We start from the raw sequence: 23,348 nt of genomic DNA, 5'->3' as shown, positions 1-23,348 counted from the left end.
AGGGATTTCAATTACCTGCGAGGTTATCGCTAGGAGAGCGCCCGCAGTTTCGCCTTCACCTCGAGAAAATCCCGCCATGCCAGCTTCTTGTGCGCAGGCGTGCGCAACAGATAGGCCGGATGCAGCGTCGGCATCGCCGGAATGGCGGTGCCCGAGGCGGTGGTGTGGACACGCCAGTTGCCGCGCAGCCGCAAAATACCCTCGCTGGTCTTGAGCAAGGTTTTGGCCGAAGGTCCGCCGAGATTGACCAGCACTTTGGGATTCACCAGCTCGATCTGCCGCTCAATGAACGGCCGGCAGATTTCCGTCTCGTGCGGCGTCGGCGTGCGGTTGCCCGGCGGCCGCCACGGAATGACGTTGGCGATGTAGACCGAAGTGCGGTCAAGCCCGATCGCGGCCAGCATACGGTCGAGCAGCCGGCCCGAGCGGCCGACGAAGGGCAGGCCCTCGATGTCCTCGTCCCGTCCCGGCGCTTCGCCCACCAGCATCACCGCGGCCTCCGGGTTGCCGTCGGCGAACACCAGGTTCTTGGCGGTGGCCTTGAGATTGCAGCCGTCGAAGGCAGCCATACGCTGGCGCAGCTCTTCGAGTGTAGAGGCGCTTGTCGCCATTTGCCGGGCAAGGGCGGCCTGCGCCTCGTCGGGTATGGCGGCAGTGGCGGATATGGTGCGCGTCGGTGCATCCGGCACGTTGCTCGCATCCAGGCCAGGCGATGCCGCTTGCCGCTCGGGCGCCTTCTCTTCACGAGGCGGCCCAGCAGGCGCCGGTGCGCGTTCGACGGCCTTCAGCGCCGCTTCGGCGAAGCGGTTCACCGGGGCGTCTTCCAGCGCCTTATCGACGCCGGCGCTGGCATAGAAGGCCAGGATGTCGGCAATATCGGTTGGGCTGTTGGGGGAGGCGGCAGTCATGGTGCGCACATTCGTCCGCATGACCGCAATTTGCAAGCTGGCGGCTTGCCCTATCCGGTCGGTATGCGCGGATCCTGCACCAGATAGAAGGTCCAGCGCGGCGTGTAGTCGGTCACCAGGAATTCGAAGCTGGCGGTCTTCAGCGGGTCGACCTTACCGTCCTTGAACAGCAGGCGGGTAATACGGTGACAGTGCACTTTTATCCCACGCGTCCATGCATCGAGAGTGGAACCCGGAATGCTCATCTTCACCGAATGCATGCGTTCCAAACGTGAGGCGAACAACGGAATTGCTGGACAGCGGCCAAAAGAAATAGTGCACTGTCAGCGCATACTTGGGCGGCGCGCTGGGGGCAGGCTGAGATTCGGAGTAAAAGACAGGTGTGCGGGTGTCTGCATTTATAGGGATCGGATATTGTAATGGCGACGGAGAAAATTGACAAACCAGAGGATTTCATAAATTCTTTTTCATTCCACGATGTTAGTTTAGACCGAATAAATATCGATTTCGATAGTCAGACTGCGAAGCTGGTTACACCAGATATGAATTGGAATTACGAAGGAAGTTTTGGATATGTTAAGAGGCCGTGCAGCTTAATATTTGGCTGGACGACCGCGTATTTTATAGATGTTACTGATTTGGAAGGAGTAAGAATAGGAGACATAAGAGCAAATATCATAGGCGACTCGATTTTGGCAAATATTAATCTTAATCTTGGAGATGGTAGCTCTAGTTGGGGACGAGATCATGGCAGTATTAGTTTTATGTTCAAAACTATTGAAATAGACGACATGTAGTTACCCACCCTGCCGCCACGGGGGTCTAGCTGGCGATCGCGGTCGAATATTCGCGCAGTGGCGCCAGCATCTTTGCCGCAGCCGGGAGCGCAGGGAGCCACCGTTGAGCTACCGTTCGCGTGCCGGCATTGCTCAAATACCGGCATATTTCACCCCGTCGGAATGCGCGGATCCTGCACCAGATAAAAAGTCCATCGCGGCGTGTAATCGGTCATCAGGAACTCGAAGCTGGCCGTCTTCAGCGGGTCGACCTTACCGTTCTTGAACAGCAGCCGATCATAAGGCTCGAACTCCCGGTCGAAATCGGCAAAGTTGCTCGACCAGATGTTGTCCGGCGTCTTGTTGCGCTGGTCGAACGAAAGTCCGTCGCCGAACACGCTTGGCTGATCCAGGATTTCCTGAAGCTCGAACTGGAATTCGATCCATGCCTGGCCGCTGTTGTTGAGCACGTCGATGCGCATGTACATGATGCCGTTGGCGAACTCGCCCGCCTTGCCGAATGTCTGGATCGGCTTGGTGGTGCGGATGGTCAGCGTCACCGGTGTCGCCGAATTCAGCTCTTCGGTGATGACCAGCGGATCATCCTTGGTTCCGATGCCGGAGGCTCCGGTGATGCGAAAGCCGCCAAGCTCGTCGGAGAAGGAGTAGGCGCCCGTTGCCCAGACCTTCACCTCGTCCGCGGTGGCGTGCCCTGGTAGCGCCATCAGAAGGGCCAGAAGAATCGCCCGGCAGGCCCGGCCGGGCGGGAAAAGAAAGCGCGTCGAAGGAAAGCCGGCAGGCCCGGGAATGCGCATGGCGGGAAGTATGGCCGATAAGCAAGCCGCCGAACAATTAAAAAACGCAAGCACTGTGGGTCTTGTCGGGCACAAACGGCTGCCCTGGCGCAAGATGCGCGACTTTTTGGCCAAATCCGCATTGTCACGTCTGCGCCGGTTTCCTGTCGCCAATTGATGCGCTATGCAGCGCAGGAGCCAGCAAGATACGCAACAGCGGCAAGCCAGTGCGGAGGGGTCGATGAGCGATATTGAACGCGAAAGCATGGAATTCGACGTGGTCATCGTCGGTGCCGGCCCGGCTGGCCTTGCCGCCGCCATCCGCCTCAAGCAGGTCAATCCCGAGCTTTCCGTCGTCGTGCTGGAAAAGGGCGGCGAGGTTGGCGCCCATATCCTGTCCGGCGCCGTCGTCGATCCAATCGGCATCGACCGGCTGCTGCCCGGCTGGCGCGAAGAGGAAGGCCATCCTTTCAAGACGCCGGTCACGGCGGACCATTTCCTGGTGCTCGGCCCTGCCGGCTCGTTCCGTCTGCCCAACATTTTCATGCCGCCGCTGATGAACAATCATGGCAATTACATCGTCTCGCTCGGCAATGTCTGCCGCTGGCTGGCAACCAAGGCCGAGGCGCTCGGCGTCGAGATCTATCCGGGCTTTGCCGCCGCAGGCCTGCTCTACAATGAAAAAGGTGCTGTCACCGGCGTCGTCACCGGCGACATGGGCGTCGAGAAGGACGGCACGCATGGACCGGGCTTCGCGCCGGGCATGGCGTTGATGGGCAAATATGTGCTGATCGGCGAAGGTGCGCGCGGCTCGCTCGCCAAGCAGCTGATCGCCAGACACAAGCTTTCCGATGGCCGCGAGCCCGGCAAATATGGCATCGGTCTCAAGGAACTCTGGCAGGTCAAGCCGGAAAACCATCGGCCGGGCCTGGTGCAGCACTCCTTCGGCTGGCCGCTCGACATGAAGACCGGTGGCGGCTCCTTCCTCTATCACCTTGAGGACAATCAGGTGGCCGTCGGCTTCGTCCTCCACCTCAATTACAAGAACCCTTATCTGTCGCCATTCGAGGAATTCCAGCGCTTCAAGACCCATCCAGCAATCGCCGGCACCTTCGAGGGCGCCAAGCGGCTGGGCTATGGCGCGCGCGCCATCACCGAGGGCGGCTGGCAGTCGGTGCCGAAACTGTCCTTCCCAGGCGGTGCGCTGATGGGCTGTGCCGCGGGCTTCGTCAACGTGCCGCGCATCAAGGGCTCCCACAATGCGGTGCTGTCGGGCATGCTGGCCGCCGAGCATGTCAGTGAAGCAATTGCCGCAGGTCGCGCCAATGACGAGCTCACCTCCTACGAGGACGCCTGGCGCGCGACCGATATCGGCAAGGATTTGAAGAAGGTGCGCAACGTCAAGCCGCTATGGTCGCGCTTCGGCACCATCGTCGGCATCGGCCTCGGTGGCCTCGACATGTGGCTGAACACGCTGTTCGGCGTCTCGCCCTTCGGCACGCTGAAGCACGGTAAGGCCGACTATGCCACGCTCGAGCCCGCTGCCCAGCACAAGAAGATCGCCTATCCAAAGCCGGACGGCGTGCTCACCTTCGATCGCCTGTCCTCGGTGTTCCTGTCCAACACCAATCACGAAGAAAACGAGCCGGTCCATCTGCTGGTCGGCGATATGGATTTGCAGAAGCGGTCCGAGCACGATGTCTTTGCCGGGCCCTCGACACGCTATTGCCCGGCAGGCGTCTATGAATGGGTCGACAAAGACGGCAACGCGGCCGCCGACCCGGCGGCGAAAGACGTGCGCTTCGTCATCAACGCGCAGAACTGCGTCCACTGCAAGACCTGCGATATCAAGGACCCGAACCAGAACATCAACTGGGTGCCGCCGCAGGGCGGCGAAGGCCCGGTCTACCTGGGTATGTGACCTCGCGCGGCCGGGCGGCGGCAGCAAAACCGTTGAAACGGCCACCGGTCTATGGTTCCTTCTCCGGGATAGGGGAGAAGGCCCATGCGCCGGATGGTAATGACATGCCTCGTCGCTATCGGAGCGCTGTGTGCGCCAGAAGCCTTGGCCGGCACCAGGGCGGTGGTCCAGACGCGGACCTACGACGTTACGGGAAGCTCGGGCGCCGCCCTCGTCGAGACGATGGACAGCAAAGGCCCCAGGCACGGCTTCATGACGCATGCCATCGCCACAACCGCCTATACCGTCGACTGGAACCTCAATGCCGGTGAGGACAACGGCTTTTGTCGGATGCGGAGTGTCAATGGCACGCTCAATCTTTTCTACACCTTCCCTCGCTTTGCCTCGCCCGCGACGCCGGCGCTGAAGAGGCGCTGGGTCAGGTTTTTCGCCGGTGTTCGCGCCCATGAGGAAACACATGGACGCATCGCCAGGGAGATGATGCGCGCTACGGAAAGGTTGATAACCGGCCTGCGGATGGCCAACGACCCGTCCTGCTACAAGACGCGCCGCGAAGCGCAGCGTCGCATCAAGGCTGTCTATGCCGAATATGAGGCCAAACAGATTGCCTTCGATCGGCGCGAGCACAGCAATGGCGGCCATGTCGAGCATCTGATCGCTGCCTTGGTCGGAAAACCATGAACGAGCAATCCCTCGCCATAGCAACGCTTCGCGACGTCGCGGCTGCTCCGTTCGATGGACGGTCAGCCGTGCGGCTTGGCTGGCAAATCGCTCGCCGCGAGCGCTGTGGCGTGCCCATTCTCAGGCTGCTTGTCGTCAGGCCTTAGCGTGAATTCGACCAGCACCGGCAGATGGTCGGAGCCGGTATCCTCCAGCCGGGTGGAAGACAGAATGGTCAACCCGCCCTTGCTGAAGACCTGGTCGATCGGCAGGCCTGCATAGCGGCGCAGGACGTCAGGCAGTGTCCGGTGGATCCAGGTCGAACCAGCCGAAGGCATGAGTGTCAGGCCGCCGAGAGCAGCGACCCGCCGCACCGCCGCACTCCACGGCACGGCGTTGCAATCGCCGGCCATGATCGCGGTCTGGCCAAGCCCGGCCAACGTTTTCGCCAGTTCGCCGATCTGCCAGTATTGCTCCTTCGGCCACGGCCAGCTCAAATGGATCGCGGCGACATCGACGCTGATGCCGCCGAAATCGACGGTGGCGGTCGCCATCGCGCCGCGCGGCTCGCAGCGTGGTGCGGTGTCGGCGGCGAACGGCCGCCGCGACAGCAGCGCCACCCCGAACATGCCGTTCGGGTATGGGCACAGGATGCGGTAGGGGTAGGCGCTGGCGATGGTGCCAAGCTCGGTCGTCCACATCTCCGACACCTCATCGAGGGTGATCACATCCGGATTGGTGCGGCCGATCAGAGAGAGCACTTTCTTCGGTGTCGGGTTGTTGAAGCGCAGGTTCATCTGCAGCAGGCTGTAGACCGCCTGATCAGAGGGCTTGGCAATCGCCGGCTGCGGCCAAAGCCTCGGCAGGGCGCTTGCCGTCGTGCCCAGGCAGGCGATGGCAAAGACCAGCCCCGCTGCCGCTTGCAGTCGAAACGAACTGGCTAGCAGCGGCAGCGCCAGAAGCGCCATAAGCACACTGAAGTGAATGCGGAAATGCGAGAAGGAATCGAACGCCGGATGCAGCGTGCCGAAAAACCCGGCCAACAGCGCCGCCGACAGTGCCGTCATCGCCAGGAATGCCAACCCAGCCGTCATTTTCAAGCGCGCGCCTGTTGTCATTGAGGTCGTGTCTGCTGAGTGCCGCCCTGCGTTCGATCTGCTTACCGGTCAAATTGCGGCCTGAGCAAGACGACGAATTGCCTCGCCGCGGCCTCGCGGCCGCCTATTGGAACGCCGTCTCCGAAAAACTCCGGAGCTTGCGCGAATGCAGCCGCTCCATGGGCATCTCGGCCAGCTTCTCCATCGCCTTGATGCCGATGGTCAGGTGCTGCGCCACCTGCCGCTTGTAGAACTCGGTCGCCATGCCAGGCAGTTTCAGCTCGCCATGCAGCGGCTTGTCGGAAACGCACAGCAGCGTGCCGTAGGGCACGCGGAAGCGGAAGCCATTGGCGGCGATCGTCGCCGACTCCATGTCGAGCGCGATGGCGCGCGACTGCGACAGGCGCTGGACCGGTCCGCGCTGGTCGCGCAGTTCCCAGTTGCGGTTGTCGATGGTGGCGACCGTGCCTGTGCGCATGATGCGCTTCAGGTCATAGCCCGACAGGCCGGTGACTTCGGCAACTGCCTCCTGCAGCGCGACCTGGATCTCGGCCAGTGGCGGGATCGGCACCCAGACGGGAAGGTCGTCATCCAGTACGTGATCCTCGCGCACATAGGCATGCGCCAGCACATAGTCGCCGAGCGCCTGGGTGTTGCGCAGCCCGGCGCAATGGCCAAGCATCACCCAAGCATGCGGCCTGAGCACGGCGATGTGGTCGGTGATCGTCTTGGCGTTCGAAGGGCCGACGCCGATGTTGACCATTGTGATGCCGCCATGGCCGGGCTTCTTCAGATGATAGGCCGGCATCTGCGGCAGGCGCGGCGGTGCCACACCTGAACTGGGTGCGCTTTCTCCGGCCTTGGTGATCACATTGCCCGGTTCTACGAACTCGGAGTATCCGCCGCCGCCTTCCGCCATCTGCACGCGAGCGCGGGCGACGAATTCGTCGATGTAGAACTGGTAATTGGTGAACAGCACGAAGTTCTGGAAGTGCTGTGGCGTCGTCGCCGTGTAATGCGACAGGCGATGCAGCGAATAGTCGATGCGCTGGGCGGTGAACGGCGCCAGTGGCCTCGGTTCGCCTAAGACCACTTCAAAAGTGCCATTGGCGATCTGGTCGTCGGTGCCGTCGAGGTCGGGCACATCGAACAGGTCGCGGATCGGCCGCTTGATGCGCTCGGCCGCCGCGCCGTCGACGTGGGTGCCTTCGAGGAAGGCGAAATGCAGCGGGATGGGCGTTGTCGATTCGGACACCGTGACCGCGACACCGTGATTTCGCATGATGAGGCGCAACTGCTCGACCAGATAGCTTTCGAACAGAGCTGGCTGGGTGATCGTGGTTGAAAAATGCCCCGGCGTCGGCATGTGGCCGTAGGCCTGCCGCGAGTCGATCTGGGTGAACGAATTGGTGGTGACGCCGATCTCGGGATAGAAGGCGCGGTAGCGCTTGCCATTGTCGCCGCCCGCCGCGGCAAGCGCCGCAAAGGAGTCGCGCAGGAACTTGGTGTTGCGGTCGTAGAGGACCTGCAGTGCGGCAACGGCTTTTTCGGCGTTGTCAAAGCTTTGCCTGCCAAAAGGCTCGGGCATGACGACAGATTCAATGGCTTGGGGGTAGATTCGCTTTTCCATGGCTCAATATAGAGACTTGGACGGGCGGTTGGGAGGGGTGTCGCTGTCTAAGGTGCCCTAAGCGCCAATTTTCTTTATCCCCGCTGCAGGCTGACCAGCAGGACGAAACCCACGCCGGACTGTCTCAGGGCCGGCGCCTCGATCGTCGAGCCGGCATCGGCGCGCATCATCGGCACCGCCAGAACCGGCGCTGAAAGAGCCATCAGGACAAGCGCCGCCCGCGGCAGGAGCCGGAGGGTCTGTAGGGTATTGGCGGCGATGCGGTTCATGGCTTTTGCTCTTCTCTTTGGATCTGTATCTTTGTCGCTTCAGTGGCGAAAATGGTTCACGCAATCGAATTGGCAGGAACTGGCTTTGTCCCAGGCGCGGGCAGGACGGCCCGCTTCGGCGACGAGGATGGCGAAGAACATTCCAAACAGGCTCATCAGCAGGCAGACGATGGTGAAGCGGCGAGCAAGCATTGGTCGTGTCTCCTTCAACACGGGAGAGAATGCCCCAACGCCTCTGAACCGGCTCTGATGCCGGCGTTCATCTGCGGTTCAAATTGATTGACGGGATCTGACCATGCGGGCGCCGGCTGCGCGGCGACCAAGGCAATGGCACCGTTCTCGGGGTGCAGATGAAACGAAAACGGGGCCCGCCAGGCCCCGTCATCATGTCAGAAGGATGAGGTAGGGTCGATCAGAGCTTGTGCCAGATTTAGCTTTTATTTTACGGAATGTGTTGGACGCATAGCTCGAACATGGGATTTCTGAGGCACCGGAGGGGGTCTTGCAGCCATCCCTTACAGGGACAAATGCCCTACGTAGGCCGCGAGGTGTGCATCCTGTTGATTTCCACTGAGAAGTGACCCGGCATTGGAGGATATTTCCATCGAGAATTGACCCATGTTTGAACCACCCCTTGCTGTCTCAGCGGGGGTTATGGAGTGATCGACATGGCGTTATTGAGCGTGATCCGACGCTGGCATTTTCGAGAGCAATTATCGATCCGTGAGATCAGCCGCAGGACCGGCCTGTCGCGGAATACCATTCGCAGATATCTGCGTTCTGATGGCGTCGAGCCGAAGTTCAAGGTGCCGGTCCGGCCGAGCAAGCTCGATGCCTTTGCCGACCGATTGTCTGCCTGGCTGAAGACAGAAGCCAACAGGTCTCGCAAGCAGAAGCGAACCGTCAAGCAGCTGCACGCTGATCTGATCAGCCTTGGCTATGAGGGCTCATACAATCGGGTGGCGGCCTTTGCCCGGGATTGGAGAGCTGATCGGCAAAGGGAGTTGCAGACATCCGGCCGTGGGACCTTCATTCCCTTGGTGTTTGAGCCCGGCGAAGCGTTCCAGTTCGATTGGTCCGAAGACTGGGCAATCATCGGCAATGAGCGCACCAAGCTGCAGGTGGCCCATACGAAGCTGAGCTACAGCCGTGCCTTCATTGTTCGGGCTTACCTGCTGCAGACGCACGAGATGCTGTTTGACGCGCACAATCACGCTTTCCGTGTGTTTGGCGGCATTCCCCGGCGCGGCATCTACGACAACATGAAGACGGCGGTCGACAGGGTCGGACGAGGCAAGGAGCGCGACGTCAATGTCCGCTTCATGGCAATGGCCAGCCACTATCTGTTCGAACCCGAGTTCTGCAATCCCGCATCGGGTTGGGAGAAAGGACAAGTCGAGAAGAATGTTCAGGACGCACGTCACCGGCTTTGGCAGCCCATTCCACGCTTTCCCTCGCTGGATGCCCTGAACGACTGGCTTGAGCAGCGTTGCAGGGTGTTGTGGCAGCAGACGCCACATGGGCGAATGAGGGGGACCATCAATGACGTCTGGACCGAAGAAGTCCAGTCTCTGATGCCGACATCACGGTCCTTCGATGGGTTTGTCGAATACACCAAGCGGGTGTCTCCGACCTGCCTTATACATCTGGAGCGCAACCGCTACAGCGTGCCGGCGTCCTTTGCCAACCGGCCCGTGAGCCTGCGGGTCTATCCAGATCGTGTCGTGGTTGCCGCGGAAGGTTTGATCATCTGTGAGCATCGCCGCATCATCGATCGCTCACATGATCGGCCAGGACAGACGGTCTATGACTGGCGGCACTATCTGGCTGTTGTTCAGCGCAAACCAGGCGCCCTTCGCAACGGAGCACCTTTTGCCGAACTTCCCGATGCATTCAGATCTTTGCAGCAGCATTTGCTCAAGAAGCCCGGCGGCGATCGCGAGATGGTCGACATCCTGGCACTTGTCCTTCAGCACGACGAGCAGGCGGTGCTCTCCGCCGTGGAGATGGCATTGCAGGGCGGTGTTCCCACCAAGACCCATGTGCTGAATCTGCTTCATCGCCTGGTCGATGGCAAATCCCTCACACCCCCCACCATCGACGCTCCTCAGGCTTTGACGCTTACCAACGAGCCGAAGGCCAATGTCGAACGCTACGATGCTTTGAGAAAGGCCTTGGAGGTGCGCCATGCGTCATAATCCTGCCAGTGGCGCAATCGTCATCATGCTCAGGAGCCTGAAGATGCACGGTATGGCGCAAGCTGTAGGCGAACTCACCGAACAGGGAGCGCCGGCGTTTGAAGCCGCCATTCCCATCCTGTCGCAACTGCTGAAGGCCGAGACGGCAGAACGCGAGGTCAGGTCGACAGCCTATCAGCTCAAGATAGCTCGCTTTCCAGCCTATCGTGATCTCAACGGCTTTGACTTCGCCAGCAGCGAGGTAAACGAGGCACTGGTGCGGCAACTTCATCGTTGCGAGTTCGTCGACGAAGCCAACAACATCGTGCTCGTCGGCGGCCCTGGAACAGGCAAAACCCATATTGCGACCGCTCTCGGCGTGCAGGCCATCGAGCATCATCACAAACGGGTTCGCTTCTTCTCGACTGTCGAGTTGGTCAATGCGCTGGAACAGGAGAAGGCACAGGGAAGGTCCGGCCAGATCGCCAATCGCCTCGTCCATTCTGATCTCGTCGTCCTGGACGAACTTGGCTATCTGCCGTTCAGTGCATCAGGTGGAGCATTGCTCTTCCATCTGCTGAGCAAGCTATACGAACGCACAAGCGTCATTATCACCACCAACCTCAGCTTCAGCGAATGGGCCAGCGTCTTCGGCGATGCCAAGATGACAACCGCGCTACTCGACCGGCTGACCCATCATTGCCACATCCTGGAAACCGGAAACGATAGCTTCCGATTCAAAAACAGCTCCGCACACGAGCCCAAAAAAGCGAAGGAGAAAGCCAGAACCTTGACCGTAAACCCCGAACCGAAACATACATGACAGGCGGGTCACTTCTCGGTGGAAATGCCGGGTCACTTCTCAGTGGAAATCAACAGATCCATGCACCCTCGGCATGAGGCATAACCTCGCGCCGGAAATAGAGCTCGACATCCTCACCCAGAGGCACGTTCTCGGTGTCCCTGAGGGCGCTGTCCGCCTGAGGCTTGCCCTTGGCCTTGCCGCGCTCGCCAAGCACGATCTGCCCCCTAATGTCACGTAACGGGCGCTCGATCGTTATAGTGCGATAGCCGAATTCCTCGTTTGAGAAGATCAGTGAAAGAGGCGCGAGCCTGACCTTGCCACCCTGTGGAGTCGCCGGGGGCTGTTCGCCCTCCAGAAGCACCTGCCGCGCTATCTCCTTGCCATTGGCGTCCAGCACGCTTGCGAGTCTGGCCTCGTGGAAGCCGCCGAACAGTCTGGTGACGGTGGCGATGTCGTCATCGCCCATTTCCTTGCGCTTGGAGCCGAGGGTCTTGCGCATCTTGCGCCAGAAACTCGATGCGTCGATGAGCTGTAACTTGCCCTTACGGTGCATTGGCTTGCGGTTCGACAGCACCCAGACATAAGTTGAAATGCCGGTGTTGTAAAACATGTCGGTGGGCAGGGCGACGATGGCCTCGACCAGATCGTTCTCCAGCACGTAGCGCCGGATCTCGCTCTCGCCGCTGCCAGCCGCGCCGGTGAACAGGGGCGAGCCGTTCAGCACGATGCCGAAGCGGCTGCCGCCATCGACCGCCGGTCGCATCTTTGACAGAAGGTGCATGAGGAACAAAAGCGATCCATCGGAAACCCGGGGCAACCCGGGGCCGAACCTGCCGTTGAACCCCTGGCTCTCATGTTCGGTGCGAACGGCCTTCTCTACTTTCTTCCACTCGACGCCAAAAGGCGGATTGGACAGCATGTAGTCGAATTTTTCATGCGGCTGGCCATCGTCGGCGAGGGTGTTGCCGAAGACGATGTTTGCGACATCCTGCCCTTTGATGAGCATGTCCGCTTTGCAGATGGCATAGGACTCCGGGTTCAACTCCTGCCCGTACATGACCAGCGAGGCCTTATCGTTGTGCTCGACCAGATGCTCACCGGCAACTGACAGCATCCCGCCCGTGCCAGCGGTCGGATCGTAGATCGTGCGCACCACGCCGGGTTTCGACAAGATGGCGTCGTCCTCTACGAACAAAAGGTTGACCATCAGCCGGATGACTTCTCGCGGCGTGAAATGTTCACCGGCGGTTTCGTTGGATAGTTCGGCGAACTTGCGGATGAGTTCCTCGAAGATGAGGCCCATCTGGTGATTGTCGACCTTGCTCGGGTGTAGGTCGATGTGGGCGAATTTCTCGGTGACCTGATAGAGCAGCCCGGTCTTGGCGAGACGGTCCACCTGTACCGCGAACTCAAACCGCTCGAAGACGTCGCGCACATCCGGCGAGAAGGCCTGGATGTAGGCGAAAAGGTTCTGGGCAATGTTGTCCTGATCGCCCATCAGCTTGCGCATGTCGAGCTTTGACGTGTTGTAGAAAGTCTGCCTGGCCTTGCGCAGGAGGAATGGCTCCGGGTTCATCCCCTGCGCGGTCTTGGCCGCATGTTCGGCGAGCACAGCGTCCTTGGTCGGCTCCAGCACACAGTCGAGACGCCGCAGCACGGTGAAGGGAAGGATGACCTTGCCGTAGTCGGCCTGTTTGTAGTCGCCCCTGAGGAGATCAGCCACGGACCAGATGAATGCCGACAATGCCTGCTGGTTCAACTGTGGTACCCCCCAAATCCATTTCGCGCAGACTAAAGCGGACAGACTGGGCAATGGCAACGGAAATGCACCGACTTTCAAGCAAGGCGGTTGTTTTCTGCGTTATCGGCGAGGCTATGGTAGTCGCTCTTTTTTCCTGTTCAAATGTGTGAAACATCGGCTGTCGGCAATAATGCCAATGATGGGAGCCGACAGGATGACACACTTCAAGATCGTGTTTTTTGATAGCAGAGGCCGGGTTGTTGCGGAGCGCACCATCCCCTGCGAGAGCTACTGGGATGCATGTCAATGGGGGTGGAAAAATATGCCCTCAAGGGCGGAAGATTTTCACGCCGAGGAAGCTTCGTACGAAGAGCGGGTGGAGGAGTCCGAGCGGGAGAATGACCTGATAATTCTGAGAGCTTTTCACATTCTCAGGAAGCGGGCTGGGCTGACCAAAGGTCTGGCGTGAGTGCGTCCGGCGTCGCCGTCGTGGTGCTGCCCAGCCAGGGATAAAAAAGGTGGGGGAAAGGACGCGGGACGTAAAGCGAGCCCGTGAGCCAACTTCAGGTTATCGTCAGGTAGGCTATCGCAGAGACGGGCTTCGCCCGTACCGATAGAGGGTCCTGACGGTCCTGAAGCTGTGGCTGAGGTGAGACAAGAGAAATGATCATCAATAATGACCATCAATCTGGTCTCTCGCCAAGCGAAGCTGGCAGCGCCGTCGGTTGTCCCATGAACGGCGAAGCCGTCTCAGCTATGGGCTTGCCGACATATGCCGCCAGTAGGACAGCTTGAGTTTCCCTAAGGGAGCTGCGTTAACGAGGGATGCCTATTAATGTCAATAGGTTAGGTGATTTTCATTGAATTTTTCGGCTTGGGATTTGGCCAGCCTTCTCCGGGCGATTTCCTTAACGTGCCGTGAGACGGCGGGCAGTGATATTCCCAGCAGTCTGGCAATGTCGGCTTGCGATAGACCCTCTTTCAGCGCGTCGAAGACGGAGGCCCGCGTGTCCCCACGGGCACCGAGCATCATATCTTCCCATTCAACATCATCGTCTGACTGGAAGCGAACCGTGCCCAGGGTGGCTGCAATGGAAATTCGCCGCAACTCCACGGCCCGCTCTGCGTCCCAAGCGAGACACTGGGTCGATTGATAGCGCCTGACGCTCCTCTCGGATAACTCTAAGGTCGCCGCGATGGTAGAGCGTCTGAAGCCCTTGGCGGTCAGGACTTTGACAGCCTTGTGGTTGAAGTCGGACTGGTCGCGCTTGGCGGTGGTGGCAAGTGCGGCATTGTCGGCGTTGGCTCTCTGACGCCTCGTCGTAACAGTGGCTGCGGTGATGGTGGTCTGGTGCAAACTCATGGCGATGGAATGCCTTTCTTCGGGCCTTAGGGGCATGTTGGGAGTCGATTGGCTGAGGTTGGCAGTATAGGGAGTGGCCAGGGCTTGACGCGTCTCAGGCCACGCTCTGGGGTCGGGCGGCGTTGCCGTCCCGAAGGGCCTCAGTTTCATCGACCGAATAGCGGCGGGTGAACCAGTCAGGCATCAGGTCTTGGTTGTGGGGGCGTGGTGCCCTTGGCGACGAGCGGGGAACAAAATGGGGGCGAAGTGGCGAGGAACTTCGTCCGTCTATCATTATGGGTGGGTAATCGTCATAGAGGGCGTTCTATCCCTCAATATGAGTACCTATTCAGCAGCCGCTAATTCTCGTGGTCTATCACTCAATATGAGCGGGCAATATCAGCATGTTGCGGATATGCGTTGCCACGAGGCAGCAAGCGCGTCGCTCCTCTGTATGGGTACCTAATCAGCCCGGCTCGCCGGTGCTGTCGAAGACAAGCGCGTGGCTGTAGCCGCTTCGCATGGTGACAACCGCCCGCCTGAGAGTCTTGCTGTCGCTCTCAAGATCGATGCGCTTCACGAGGTTGGAGATCAGCCCTTGAGCTCCCTTCCGGTCCTCCTTGGCCAGCCGCCTGATCTCTTCCTGATCCATCTCGAAGTCGTCGACAGCCGCCGCGCTCTCACGGAACCTCGCGTCATTCTCGCGGATAGCCCTGATCTCCCGCCGCTTCGCCTCGATCTGGCGGGCTAGTTCATCGGCCTTGCCCAAGAGGACCTTGCGGACATCGGCGGTTTCTGCCTCGGCGATACCGGCAAGGACGTTGGATTGCTTGGCCTCAAGGGCACCTATGGTTTCCTCAAGTTGCCTTGTGAGATCGGGGGCCGTCTGGTCCTGCGGTACAGGAACGGCCAGGAACCCAATACGGTCAATCAACTCCCGCTCGAATTGGTCATAGCGCCAGTTGGGCGCGGTGCATTCCGTACGCTTGAACGTCTTCCCCGTGCATGTGAAATAGCCCCATGACATGCCGCCCTTCTTGGAAGACGTGAGGACCATCGGAGAGCCGCAGTGGCTACAGTGGACCATGCGGGAGAACAGGTTTGATGTGCGGCCTACCTGTCTGCTGTGCTGCCGGGCCTTGGTGCGCTGTCGGGTGGCGAGCCATTCGGTCTCGCTAAGCAGCGCCGGGAAATAGCCGGGGACTTCCTCGCCCTTGAGCACAAGGCACCCATAGGCGGCTGGGGAGCGGAGGACTTCACCAACAACGGCTTGAGCCCATGTGTTCCCTGAGGGAGAAGGGATGCCGCGCGTGTTTAGTATCTGTGTGATGGTCTGCTGGCCGTGTCCTTCCTTAGCGAGTTCAAAGAGAAGCCGCGCATCGGTGGCGCGTACATTCAATTCGTTGGTCTCGCGGTCAATCCAAAAGGGGACCTTCGCAACCTTGATCTTTGCCCCGCTACCGCTTGCGACAGCCGCCCGCGCCTTGTCCGCTTTACGTCCCCAGGCCTCGCTCACCCGATAGGACAGTTTTGCGCTGTACTCGTGAGCCGCTTGCATGGCCATGAGGGACATCATCAGGTTAGAGAAGTTGTCGTCATAGCCCTCGCTCGTGTGGACCCGCTGGTCCGTCAGGGTCACCAGAGTTAGCCCAGTGTCCAAGAGGTCGAGGAAATAGCGGATAGCCCGCGTTGGCTTCACGCGAGTGATACGGTCAATGTTCTCAACGATCAGGACTACGTCGCGTGGTATCTTGCCAGAACGAACGTCCGCGACGAACTGGCCCAGTTCGGCTTCAAGGTTCGCGCCTTTGAATGCGCTCACACCATCGTCTACCAATTCACTGTCGAGGGTCAGACCAAAAGACGCACAGAAAGCCTTGGCATTCTTTGTCTGCCTCGCCGAGCTATCGCCCTGCGCCTGCTTGCCAGAACTCCAGCGAGCATAGGAAATCGCGCGGCGTCCCTTGAGGTCGCGAGGCTGTAGCATGACTGGACGGTCTCCGTTGGTGTCTTGGAGACCGTCCGATATCAGTCTGCAGAACTAAAGTCTATGCCAGGTCTGGCTCTTGCAGATCAGTCCGCCGAGCACGCATCCGCTCATCTTGAGCGAGGTGCCCGACAATGTCGCCTTGCCCGAATAGGTCTTGTCGTTCGCCGGATCGGTGATGCTGCCGGCATATTTGCTGTCGCCGGCCGCTTTCAGCGAGCCGATGGTCTTGCCGGCATATTTTCCTGATTTGAGCGTGATGGAAAACGAGCCGCTGCCTGAGATGGCGGCGGTGTCGCCGGCTTGCGTCTTCCAGTTGCCCTCGATCGGATCGGCCCACGCCGCGCCCGCCATGATCAATGTGGCTGCAAGAGCCAGGCTCACTTTTCGAAACATGTCTTGCTCCCTTTGGATAGCCGGCCGAATTCTCCGCCTCGCCGGTCTGCCGCTTACGCAAACGTAAGCTAATCCAGCTCCCCGCAAAACAAAAGCGGTGCCGCAAGGGAAGAGTTTGGGATTTTGAAAGCGCCTGAATCCGGCCTATCGCAGAGGAAATGAAAACGACCGGCGCATCGTGTTTGTTTCCCGTGGTTAGCGGAGTGTTGATTCCGCCCGCGAAAATTTTCGTCAAATTTAGCGCAAATGGGCTGAATTGCTGGCTTCGTATCCTTAACGAATTTGCGCGTTTACCTCTTGTTTTAGCTTTGTTTTCTTCAAATTAAGCACGCCATTTAACGACGGATTCAAGCCTGATAGGCATTCTCGAAAGCATCGAAAGAGCGGCCCGGACAAGACAAACGGAGGCAGCTCTCGGGAGCCAGACAGGGGACTAAAATGGCACGTTTTGAAATGCTTGAAGCAGGTTTCGGCGCCATGGGGGCAACTGCCCAGGCCGACATTCTTTTCGAACTGGGCATGATGTATGCGACCGGCCGCGACTGCGAGACCGACGTCGTTGCCGCCCATAAATGGTTCAACATCGCCGCCATCAAGGGCTCGGCCCGCGCTGCGGAACTACGCTCTGAACTGTCGGCCGCCATGTCGAAGGTCGAGATCGCCAAGGCGCTGCGCGAAGCCCGCGAATGGATGACCATGCACTGAGTTCAGTCAGACGGGGACGCTCCGGCCAAGACCGCTCGAAGACGGTCGGGCCAAAACAGGGATAAGGCTGCGCAGACAGCCAGGCCACGGGCCATCAACAACAAGAATGCGGCAGGCCGACAGGTCCAGGCCGTGCGACGAACCATGATCCCGAAAATCGGGTAAGATCATGGTCAGCAGGAAGACAGGGAAGGCGACGTTGGGGTTCGCGGCGCGGGGGCGCTGGGGAAATGGCCCGACAGGCAAAAAAGCCACGACCAGCCGGAACAAGGCTGGCGTGGCTTTTTTGCGTGTGGATGTCGCCTCGCAGGCCCAATCGAGCGGTGCCGATGCGCCTAGACAGGCCCAATGAAGGATGAAATTGTCCCGCCTCTCTGAGAAGAAGCGCGGCCGGGGCGGCCGCGCGTGAGTGGAGGAGTTCTATTGTCATGAAAAAAATGAGTATTTTGAGCGCGGCCATTTTCGGCCTGATGATGAGTGCGCCGGTCGCATTCGCCGATGATATCACCGTTTCGGTGGTCGGCCCAATGACCGGACAGCTCGCCACCATCGGCGATCAGTTCAAGCAGGGCGCACAGGCCGCCGCCGACGCCATCAACGCCGCGGGCGGCGTCAACGGCTCGATGATCAAGCTCGACATCGAGGACGACCAGTGCGATCCGAAGCAGGCCGTGTCGGTCGCCAACCGCATCGTCGCCAATGGCGTCAAGTTCATCGACGGTCACGCCTGCTCGGGCTCGAGCATTCCGGCCTCGGCCGTCTATGCCGAATCCGCCGCGCTGATGATGAGCCCGGCTTCCTCGAACCCGGTTCTGACCGACGCGGCCGCCAAGGCCGGCTGGCCGACAATCATGCGTCTCTATACGCGTGATGACGCCCAGGGCGCCTTCATCGGCCCGTGGATCGCCAAGAAATATGCCGGCAAGAACGTCGTCGTCCTGCACGACAAGAGCGCCTACGGTCAGGGCGTGGCTGACGCCGTCAGGGCGACCATGAACGCCGGCGGCCTCAAGGAAGTCTACTATGACGCCATCAACCCCGGCGAGAAGGACTATTCGGCGCTCGTCACCAAGCTGAAGGATCTCAAGGCCGACGTCGTCTATTTCGGCGGCTACCATCCTGAAGCCGGCCTGATCCTGCGTCAGTCGGCCGAACAGAACCTCAAGTTCCAGCTGATCATGCCGGATTCGATCGCCTCGCCGGAATTCTGGCAGGTTGCCGGCCCGGCCGGTGAAGGCACCATGTTCGTCTTCCCGTCGGATCCGCAGGCGAAGCCGGAAGCAAAGGCAGCCGTCGAGAAGATCAAGGCCGGCGGCTTCGTGCCGGAAGGCTTCACGCTGTTCTCCTACGCCGTGGTCCAGGCTTTCGCCGAAGGCATCAAGCGTGCCGGCAGCGACGATCCGGCCAAGGTTGCCGAAGCGTTGAAGAACGGCACGCCGATCAGCACCGTAGTCGGCGATGTCACCTTCGACGAAAAGGGTGACCTCAAGAACGCCAGCTACGACATCAACCAGTGGCATGACGGCAAATACGCGCCGATCGCGCAGTAGTCACTCTGGCGATCAGATATCTAAAGAAATGGCCGGGTTCGTCCCGGCCATTTTTCTTTGTGATCCAGGATGCAGTTCCGGCTGTCAGCCAGTTGCGGCAGTCGAAGCTTGTTCCTCGACGAACCGCACCAGCACGGTCCCGTCGCTGACTTGCGCGCCTTCCATGGCGATCTCGGCAATCACCCCGTCATGTGGGGCGGCGATGGTGTGCTCCATCTTCATCGCTTCGAGGATCAGCAGCGGTTGTCCCTTGATCACCGCATCGCCCTTTGCCACGCGCACCAGCTTGACCAGGCCGGGCATCGGCGCGCGCAGGCTGCCGGAAGCGGCAGCCGCCTCATCGCTCCTGGCCAAGGGATCCGGCACCGCGAATGTATAGCCGACGGCGCCTTCGAACACCGTGATGTGGCCTGGCCAGCGGGCGAGGCGAGGAACGGCGCGAAGGTCATGTGCATTGGCGCTGTCGTAGGGCGCATCGAGCGTCACCTGGAAGCGCCCGTCCGGCCGCACCGAAACCTTTGCCGAGATATCGGCCTCGCCGAACTTCAGCCGCGTGCGCCGCACGACGCCGTGGAAATGCGCGTAGCCGGAAAGCGAAGACCATGGATCATTCGATGATGACAAGGTTCCGGCACCGGAGGCGGCAAGGGCGGCTGCCGAGATGATTTCGCCGGTCGGCGGCGCGACCGCGGTCAGCGCCTCCTGATGCCTGCTGATCAAACCGGTGTCGACGTCACCAGCACAGAAGTCCGGATCGGCGGCAAGCGCGGCAAGAAAGGCGGAGTTGACAGTGGAACCGGCAATTTCGGTCTGCGAGAGTGCTGCGCCGAGAGCTTCCAGCGCCGCTTGCCTGTCCTTTGCATGGACGACCAGCTTGGCGATCATCGGGTCGTAAAAGGGCGAGATGGCATCGCCGGCCCGCACGCCGGTCTCGATGCGCAGCACCGCCGCGTCGGGCTCGGGGAACTTCAGATGATGCAGCGTGCCTGTTGCAGGCAGGAACCCTTTTGCCGCGTCCTCCGCATAGATGCGCGCCTCGAAGGCATGGCCGGCAAGCGCGATCTCGCTTTGCGTCTTCGGCAGCTTTTCGCCAGACGCAACCCGCAACTGCCACTCGACCAGATCGGTGCCGGTGACCATTTCCGTGATCGGATGCTCGACCTGCAGGCGGGTGTTCATTTCCATGAACCAGAAGCGGTCGACTTTCAGGCCTTGCGAGGCATCGACGATGAACTCGATGGTGCCGGCGCCGGAATAATTGATCGCCTTGGCGGCCTTCACGGCGGCTTCCGTCATCGCCTTGCGCAAAGCGGGCGTCATGCCGGGGGCGGGCGCTTCCTCGATCACCTTCTGGTGGCGGCGCTGCGCCGAGCAGTCGCGTTCGTAGAGATGCACCGCATTGCCGAAATTGTCGCCGAACACCTGCACTTCGATGTGCCGGGGCTTGTCGACATATTTTTCGACCAGAACGCGGTCGTCGCCGAAAGCAGCCTTTGCCTCGCGCCGGGCGCTGGACAGCGCCTCGGAGAAATCATCAGGATGCTCGACGCGTCGCATGCCCTTGCCGCCGCCGCCGGCGCGCGCCTTGATCAGTACGGGGTAACCGATCTCACGTGCCTTGGACGCAAGCAGGACGATCTCCTGTGCCTCACCATGATAGCCCGGCACCACCGGCACGCCGGCCTTCTCCATCAGCCGCTTGGCGGCGTCCTTCAGTCCCATGGCACGGATCGAGGCCGCTGACGGGCCGATGAAGGTGAGCCCCGCCGCCGCCACCTGGTCGACGAAATCGGGATTTTCCGACAGAAAACCGTAACCGGGATGGATGGCTTGCGCCCCTGTCGCCAGGGCCGCCGCAACGATCTTGTCGCCGCGCAGATAACTTTCGCCGACAGGCGAGGGGCCGATACGAACAGCCTCGTCGGCCATCTCGACATGCAGGGATTTCGCGTCGGCATCCGAATAGACAGCGACGGTGTGCACGCCGAGCTTGCGGGCCGTGCGGAGGACACGGCAAGCGATCTCGCCCCGATTGGCGATCAGGATCTTGCTAAACATGGAGCCTCCCGGGTCTGTCTCGGGCGGCGCCATTGGGCAGGCGCCAACCTACGTCGAAGCGGCGATCTCGCAGGCGCCGCCGTTCGTCACCTTGTCGTGCGCGCGTGTGGCCAGGCAGGATTTCATCGCCAACTCCTCCGGCACCTTTTGCGATGGCGCATTCAGCCGCGCGCCGCACACGATGTAGAGCGAAACCACCCTGGAATACGATGTGGTGGCGTAGGCCGAATGGCCGCCGGCCGCCACATAGGCCTTGTAGGCCTTGGTGCATGGCGACTTCGGATCGCCCGACAAAGTCGGTGGAAAACGCTTGTCCCCCTCGCTTCCCGCCAGCGATCCGGCCAGGCTCGCGCCAGATGCTGAGAATACAAGAAATGCTGAAAGTATTGACGCGAATGCCTTCGGAAAATATTTCAGCTTCATTTCTACATGATCCCCATTGCGCGATGTGGCTAAAGCATAAGCAGTAGCGAATATCCTCCACTGCGAAGGCGGCTCGCAATTTTGTGAGCGGGTGCATGATCTCACCCATGGCGGTCATCATCACATCCTGAACACGCCGAAGCGTGTCTCCTCGATCTCGGCATTGAGCGCGGCGGACAGGCTCAGCGCCAGCACCTCGCGCGTCTTCGCCGGATCGATGATGCCGTCATCCCAGAGGCGGGCGGACGAATAGAGCGGATGGCCCTCATGCTCGTATTTCATCAGGATAGGCTTCTTGAATTTCGCTTCCTCCTCGGTGCTCCATTCCCCTCCTTTACGTTCGATGCCTTCGCGCTTGACCATGGCAAGCACGGTTGCCGCCTGCTCACCGCCCATCACCGAGATGCGCGCGTTCGGCCACATCCACAGGAAGCGTGGGGAATAAGCGCGGCCGCACATGCCGTAATTGCCGGCGCCGAACGAGCCGCCAATGATGATTGTCACCTTCGGCACCCTGGCGGTGGCAACCGCCATCACCAGCTTGGCGCCGTCCTTGGCGATGCCGCCTGCCTCGTATTTCCGGCCGACCATGAAGCCGGTGATGTTCTGCAGGAAGACAAGCGGGATCCTGCGCTGACAGCACAGCTCGATGAAGTGCGCGCCCTTCAGCGCGCTTTCGGAAAACAGCACGCCATTGTTGGCGATGATGCCGACCGGCATGCCATGGAGATGGGCAAAGCCGGTGATCAGCGTGGTGCCATAGTTCTGCTTGAACTCGTCGAACTCGGAACCGTCGACAAGGCGCGCGATCACCTCACGCGCATCGTAGGGCTGACGCAGATCCGTCGGCACGATGCCGTAGAGTTCGTCCGCCGGATGAAGTGGCGGAATCGCTTTCCTAGAGTTCAGGCTTACGGTCTTGTTCCGATTCAGGTTCTTGACGATGCGACGGCAAATTGCGAGCGCATGGTCGTCGTCCATCGCATAGTGGTCGGCGACGCCGGAAAGCCGCGTATGCACGTCCGCGCCGCCCAGATCCTCGGCGCTGACGTCTTCGCCGGTGGCCGCCTTCACCAGCGGCGGGCCGCCGAGGAAAATGGTCGCCTGGTTGCGCACCATGATCGTCTCGTCCGACATCGCCGGCACATAGGCCCCACCCGCGGTGCAGGAGCCCATGACGCAGGCGATCTGCGGGATGCCCGCGGCCGACATGTTGGCCTGGTTGTAGAAGATGCGGCCGAAATGCTCGCGGTCGGGAAACACCTCGTCCTGGTTGGGCAGATTGGCGCCGCCGCTGTCGACCAGATAGATGCAAGGCAGATTGTTCTGCAGCGCGATCTCCTGTGCGCGCAGGTGCTTTTTCACCGTCAGCGGGTAGTAGGTGCCGCCTTTCACCGTCGCATCGTTGACGACGACCATCACCTCGGTGCCTTCGACACGGCCGATGCCGGCGATCATGCCGGCCGACGAAATCTCCTCGCCATACATGGACCACGCCGCAAACTGGCCGATCTCGAGGAAAGGCGAGCCGGTGTCGAGCAACTGGGCGAGGCGTTCGCGCGGCAACAGCTTGCCGCGCGAGACGTGGCGCTCGCGCGCCTCGTCCGATCCGCCGCGCTCGACGGCCGCGGCTTTTTCGGCGATGTCGGCGACCAGTGCGCGCATGCGTTCGGCGTTGGCGCGAAACGTGTCGGAGGAAGGGGAGATCTGGGTTTGGAGCGTGGCCATCTTGTCGTCGCTTCCTCAAATCTCTTGATGCCGCATCGGAACCCATGTATCAGCCCACGCCCGAACGCTGCGGGCTTCGTTCAATACGCGGCGTTCTTTTGTAACTGACACTCCTCGGAGGCAACGATGAAAAGCATGGATATGCATTTCACAAGATGTCTCCCTCCGGCCATGGGCTAACGCCGCCGGAGGGCGGCTTTCCATATTCCGAATTTGAGCGAGAGGAACGCGGTGCAAGCAAGCACTGCGGGTGTTATTATGTATGTGCGGTTTGTAACGCCCCTGATCCATCCCGACAGCCGGGTGGAAACGGGCTTCTTTCATGCGTCCTGGTATCTGCATCATACCGGCTGCCCGGACTGGATCCATGGCGAACTGCAG

Annotated in this window: 23 protein-coding genes; 9 read left to right on the top strand and 14 right to left on the bottom strand. The window is 60.5% G+C overall.

Annotated elements, in window-relative coordinates:
• Positions 1 to 29 precede the first annotated feature (29 nt).
• Positions 30 to 908 carry a uracil-DNA glycosylase gene (locus HGP13_RS26390; protein WP_172230773.1) on the bottom strand — a complete coding sequence of 293 codons (879 nt, stop codon included), beginning with the start codon at positions 906 to 908 and terminating at the stop codon, positions 30 to 32.
• A 50-nt stretch (positions 909 to 958) separates the two neighbouring features.
• Positions 959 to 1,168, bottom strand: coding sequence for a hypothetical protein (locus tag HGP13_RS26385; protein ID WP_172219749.1), 210 nt, complete (start codon positions 1,166 to 1,168; stop codon positions 959 to 961).
• A 159-nt stretch (positions 1,169 to 1,327) separates the two neighbouring features.
• Between HGP13_RS26385 and HGP13_RS26380 the strand changes: the two genes are divergently transcribed.
• Positions 1,328 to 1,705, top strand: coding sequence for a hypothetical protein (locus HGP13_RS26380; protein WP_172230770.1), 378 nt, complete (start codon positions 1,328 to 1,330; stop codon positions 1,703 to 1,705).
• A gap of 149 nt (positions 1,706 to 1,854) precedes the next feature.
• Here HGP13_RS26380 and HGP13_RS26375 read toward each other — a convergent pair whose 3' ends face one another.
• Positions 1,855 to 2,499 (bottom strand): hypothetical protein, encoded by a 645-nt coding sequence (locus HGP13_RS26375; RefSeq protein WP_172230767.1) that lies wholly within the window; start codon positions 2,497 to 2,499, stop codon positions 1,855 to 1,857.
• Positions 2,500 to 2,509: 10 nt separating this feature from the next.
• Between HGP13_RS26375 and HGP13_RS26370 the strand changes: the two genes are divergently transcribed.
• From HGP13_RS26370 to HGP13_RS26360, 3 genes are all read left to right on the top strand, one after another.
• Positions 2,510 to 2,656, top strand: a complete 147-nt coding sequence (locus HGP13_RS26370) for a hypothetical protein (RefSeq protein WP_172230764.1) — start codon at positions 2,510 to 2,512, stop codon at positions 2,654 to 2,656.
• A gap of 63 nt (positions 2,657 to 2,719) precedes the next feature.
• Complete coding sequence (locus HGP13_RS26365; protein WP_172230761.1) at positions 2,720 to 4,399, top strand: electron transfer flavoprotein-ubiquinone oxidoreductase; 1,680 nt, start codon at positions 2,720 to 2,722, stop codon at positions 4,397 to 4,399.
• An 84-nt stretch (positions 4,400 to 4,483) separates the two neighbouring features.
• Positions 4,484 to 5,080: a DUF922 domain-containing protein gene (locus HGP13_RS26360; protein WP_172230758.1), complete on the top strand. Its 597-nt coding sequence runs from the start codon at positions 4,484 to 4,486 to the stop codon at positions 5,078 to 5,080.
• Positions 5,081 to 5,142: 62 nt separating this feature from the next.
• Here HGP13_RS26360 and HGP13_RS26355 read toward each other — a convergent pair whose 3' ends face one another.
• From HGP13_RS26355 to HGP13_RS26340, 4 genes are all read right to left on the bottom strand, one after another.
• Entirely contained in the window at positions 5,143 to 6,153 is a 1,011-nt protein-coding gene (locus tag HGP13_RS26355) for an endonuclease/exonuclease/phosphatase family protein (protein WP_246707130.1), read from the bottom strand.
• A 127-nt stretch (positions 6,154 to 6,280) separates the two neighbouring features.
• Complete coding sequence (locus HGP13_RS26350; RefSeq protein WP_246707129.1) at positions 6,281 to 7,744, bottom strand: AMP nucleosidase; 1,464 nt, start codon at positions 7,742 to 7,744, stop codon at positions 6,281 to 6,283.
• A 116-nt stretch (positions 7,745 to 7,860) separates the two neighbouring features.
• The gene (locus HGP13_RS26345) at positions 7,861 to 8,055 is read right to left on the bottom strand and encodes a hypothetical protein (protein ID WP_172230749.1); all 195 of its coding nucleotides are present in this window, start codon (positions 8,053 to 8,055) and stop codon (positions 7,861 to 7,863) included.
• Between the two features lie 39 nt (positions 8,056 to 8,094).
• Positions 8,095 to 8,247 carry a hypothetical protein gene (locus tag HGP13_RS26340; protein WP_172230746.1) on the bottom strand — a complete coding sequence of 51 codons (153 nt, stop codon included), beginning with the start codon at positions 8,245 to 8,247 and terminating at the stop codon, positions 8,095 to 8,097.
• A 476-nt stretch (positions 8,248 to 8,723) separates the two neighbouring features.
• On the opposite strand from HGP13_RS26340, the gene istA reads away from it, so the two are divergent.
• Both istA and istB read left to right on the top strand, forming a co-directional pair.
• Entirely contained in the window at positions 8,724 to 10,253 is a 1,530-nt protein-coding gene (istA, locus tag HGP13_RS26335; RefSeq protein WP_172221959.1) for an IS21 family transposase, read from the top strand.
• Positions 10,243 to 11,055 carry an IS21-like element helper ATPase IstB gene (gene istB / locus HGP13_RS26330; protein WP_172221962.1) on the top strand — a complete coding sequence of 271 codons (813 nt, stop codon included), beginning with the start codon at positions 10,243 to 10,245 and terminating at the stop codon, positions 11,053 to 11,055. The genes istA and istB overlap by 11 nt, the downstream gene beginning before the upstream one ends.
• 49 nt (positions 11,056 to 11,104) lie before the next feature.
• On the opposite strand, the gene HGP13_RS26325 is transcribed toward istB, so the two are convergent.
• Entirely contained in the window at positions 11,105 to 12,760 is a 1,656-nt protein-coding gene (locus HGP13_RS26325; protein WP_246707128.1) for a class I SAM-dependent DNA methyltransferase, read from the bottom strand.
• 7 nt (positions 12,761 to 12,767) lie between these two features.
• On the opposite strand from HGP13_RS26325, the gene HGP13_RS26320 reads away from it, so the two are divergent.
• The gene (locus tag HGP13_RS26320; RefSeq protein WP_172230740.1) at positions 12,768 to 13,247 is read left to right on the top strand and encodes a hypothetical protein; all 480 of its coding nucleotides are present in this window, start codon (positions 12,768 to 12,770) and stop codon (positions 13,245 to 13,247) included.
• 369 nt (positions 13,248 to 13,616) lie between these two features.
• Here HGP13_RS26320 and HGP13_RS26315 read toward each other — a convergent pair whose 3' ends face one another.
• The 3 genes from HGP13_RS26315 to HGP13_RS26305 form a co-directional block, all read right to left on the bottom strand.
• Positions 13,617 to 14,141: a helix-turn-helix domain-containing protein gene (locus HGP13_RS26315; RefSeq protein WP_172230737.1), complete on the bottom strand. Its 525-nt coding sequence runs from the start codon at positions 14,139 to 14,141 to the stop codon at positions 13,617 to 13,619.
• 445 nt (positions 14,142 to 14,586) lie between these two features.
• Positions 14,587 to 16,107: a recombinase family protein gene (locus HGP13_RS26310; protein ID WP_172230734.1), complete on the bottom strand. Its 1,521-nt coding sequence runs from the start codon at positions 16,105 to 16,107 to the stop codon at positions 14,587 to 14,589.
• Positions 16,108 to 16,161: 54 nt separating this feature from the next.
• Entirely contained in the window at positions 16,162 to 16,503 is a 342-nt protein-coding gene (locus tag HGP13_RS26305; protein WP_172230731.1) for a DUF2147 domain-containing protein, read from the bottom strand.
• Between the two features lie 438 nt (positions 16,504 to 16,941).
• Here HGP13_RS26305 and HGP13_RS26300 point away from each other — a divergent pair, with 438 nt between their 5' ends.
• Positions 16,942 to 17,208 (top strand): sel1 repeat family protein, encoded by a 267-nt coding sequence (locus HGP13_RS26300; protein WP_010915070.1) that lies wholly within the window; start codon positions 16,942 to 16,944, stop codon positions 17,206 to 17,208.
• 428 nt (positions 17,209 to 17,636) lie between these two features.
• Positions 17,637 to 18,758, top strand: a complete 1,122-nt coding sequence (locus tag HGP13_RS26295) for an ABC transporter substrate-binding protein (protein ID WP_172230728.1) — start codon at positions 17,637 to 17,639, stop codon at positions 18,756 to 18,758.
• A gap of 84 nt (positions 18,759 to 18,842) precedes the next feature.
• Here the strand turns inward: HGP13_RS26295 and HGP13_RS26290 are convergent, their stop codons facing one another.
• The 3 genes from HGP13_RS26290 to HGP13_RS26280 all read right to left on the bottom strand — a co-directional run bounded on the left by HGP13_RS26290 (position 18,843) and on the right by HGP13_RS26280 (position 22,967).
• Positions 18,843 to 20,816, bottom strand: coding sequence for an acetyl/propionyl/methylcrotonyl-CoA carboxylase subunit alpha (locus HGP13_RS26290; RefSeq protein ID WP_172230725.1), 1,974 nt, complete (start codon positions 20,814 to 20,816; stop codon positions 18,843 to 18,845).
• Between the two features lie 48 nt (positions 20,817 to 20,864).
• Positions 20,865 to 21,239: a hypothetical protein gene (locus tag HGP13_RS26285; protein ID WP_172230722.1), complete on the bottom strand. Its 375-nt coding sequence runs from the start codon at positions 21,237 to 21,239 to the stop codon at positions 20,865 to 20,867.
• Between the two features lie 120 nt (positions 21,240 to 21,359).
• Entirely contained in the window at positions 21,360 to 22,967 is a 1,608-nt protein-coding gene (locus HGP13_RS26280) for a carboxyl transferase domain-containing protein (RefSeq protein WP_172230719.1), read from the bottom strand.
• Between the last annotated feature and the right edge of the window lie 381 nt (positions 22,968 to 23,348).

The organism is Mesorhizobium sp. NZP2077, assembly GCF_013170805.1.
In the GTDB taxonomy this organism is placed as follows: Bacteria; Pseudomonadota; Alphaproteobacteria; order Rhizobiales; family Rhizobiaceae; genus Mesorhizobium.
This window is presented reverse-complemented; position numbering and strand designations above follow the sequence as displayed.

Bases quoted from the DNA above. Each gene is read 5' to 3' on its own strand.
- HGP13_RS26280 (WP_172230719.1), bottom strand. From the start codon at position 22,967: ATGGCCACGCTCCAAACCCAGATCTCCCCTTCCTCCGACACGTTTCGC.
- HGP13_RS26300 (WP_010915070.1), top strand. From the start codon at position 16,942: ATGGCACGTTTTGAAATGCTTGAAGCAGGTTTCGGCGCCATGGGGGCA.
- HGP13_RS26340 (WP_172230746.1), bottom strand. From the start codon at position 8,247: ATGCTTGCTCGCCGCTTCACCATCGTCTGCCTGCTGATGAGCCTGTTT.
- HGP13_RS26305 (WP_172230731.1), bottom strand. From the start codon at position 16,503: ATGTTTCGAAAAGTGAGCCTGGCTCTTGCAGCCACATTGATCATGGCG.
- HGP13_RS26355 (WP_246707130.1), bottom strand. From the start codon at position 6,153: ATGACGGCTGGGTTGGCATTCCTGGCGATGACGGCACTGTCGGCGGCG.
- HGP13_RS26295 (WP_172230728.1), top strand. From the start codon at position 17,637: ATGAAAAAAATGAGTATTTTGAGCGCGGCCATTTTCGGCCTGATGATG.
- HGP13_RS26375 (WP_172230767.1), bottom strand. From the start codon at position 2,499: ATGCGCATTCCCGGGCCTGCCGGCTTTCCTTCGACGCGCTTTCTTTTC.
- HGP13_RS26320 (WP_172230740.1), top strand. From the start codon at position 12,768: ATGAATGCCGACAATGCCTGCTGGTTCAACTGTGGTACCCCCCAAATC.
- HGP13_RS26345 (WP_172230749.1), bottom strand. From the start codon at position 8,055: ATGAACCGCATCGCCGCCAATACCCTACAGACCCTCCGGCTCCTGCCG.
- HGP13_RS26360 (WP_172230758.1), top strand. From the start codon at position 4,484: ATGCGCCGGATGGTAATGACATGCCTCGTCGCTATCGGAGCGCTGTGT.
- istB (WP_172221962.1), top strand. From the start codon at position 10,243: ATGCGTCATAATCCTGCCAGTGGCGCAATCGTCATCATGCTCAGGAGC.
- HGP13_RS26390 (WP_172230773.1), bottom strand. From the start codon at position 908: ATGACTGCCGCCTCCCCCAACAGCCCAACCGATATTGCCGACATCCTG.
- HGP13_RS26315 (WP_172230737.1), bottom strand. From the start codon at position 14,141: ATGAGTTTGCACCAGACCACCATCACCGCAGCCACTGTTACGACGAGG.
- HGP13_RS26290 (WP_172230725.1), bottom strand. From the start codon at position 20,816: ATGTTTAGCAAGATCCTGATCGCCAATCGGGGCGAGATCGCTTGCCGT.
- HGP13_RS26380 (WP_172230770.1), top strand. From the start codon at position 1,328: ATGGCGACGGAGAAAATTGACAAACCAGAGGATTTCATAAATTCTTTT.
- HGP13_RS26310 (WP_172230734.1), bottom strand. From the start codon at position 16,107: ATGCTACAGCCTCGCGACCTCAAGGGACGCCGCGCGATTTCCTATGCT.
- HGP13_RS26285 (WP_172230722.1), bottom strand. From the start codon at position 21,239: ATGAAGCTGAAATATTTTCCGAAGGCATTCGCGTCAATACTTTCAGCA.
- HGP13_RS26385 (WP_172219749.1), bottom strand. From the start codon at position 1,168: ATGCATTCGGTGAAGATGAGCATTCCGGGTTCCACTCTCGATGCATGG.
- HGP13_RS26365 (WP_172230761.1), top strand. From the start codon at position 2,720: ATGAGCGATATTGAACGCGAAAGCATGGAATTCGACGTGGTCATCGTC.
- HGP13_RS26370 (WP_172230764.1), top strand. From the start codon at position 2,510: ATGGCCGATAAGCAAGCCGCCGAACAATTAAAAAACGCAAGCACTGTG.
- istA (WP_172221959.1), top strand. From the start codon at position 8,724: ATGGCGTTATTGAGCGTGATCCGACGCTGGCATTTTCGAGAGCAATTA.
- HGP13_RS26350 (WP_246707129.1), bottom strand. From the start codon at position 7,744: ATGCCCGAGCCTTTTGGCAGGCAAAGCTTTGACAACGCCGAAAAAGCC.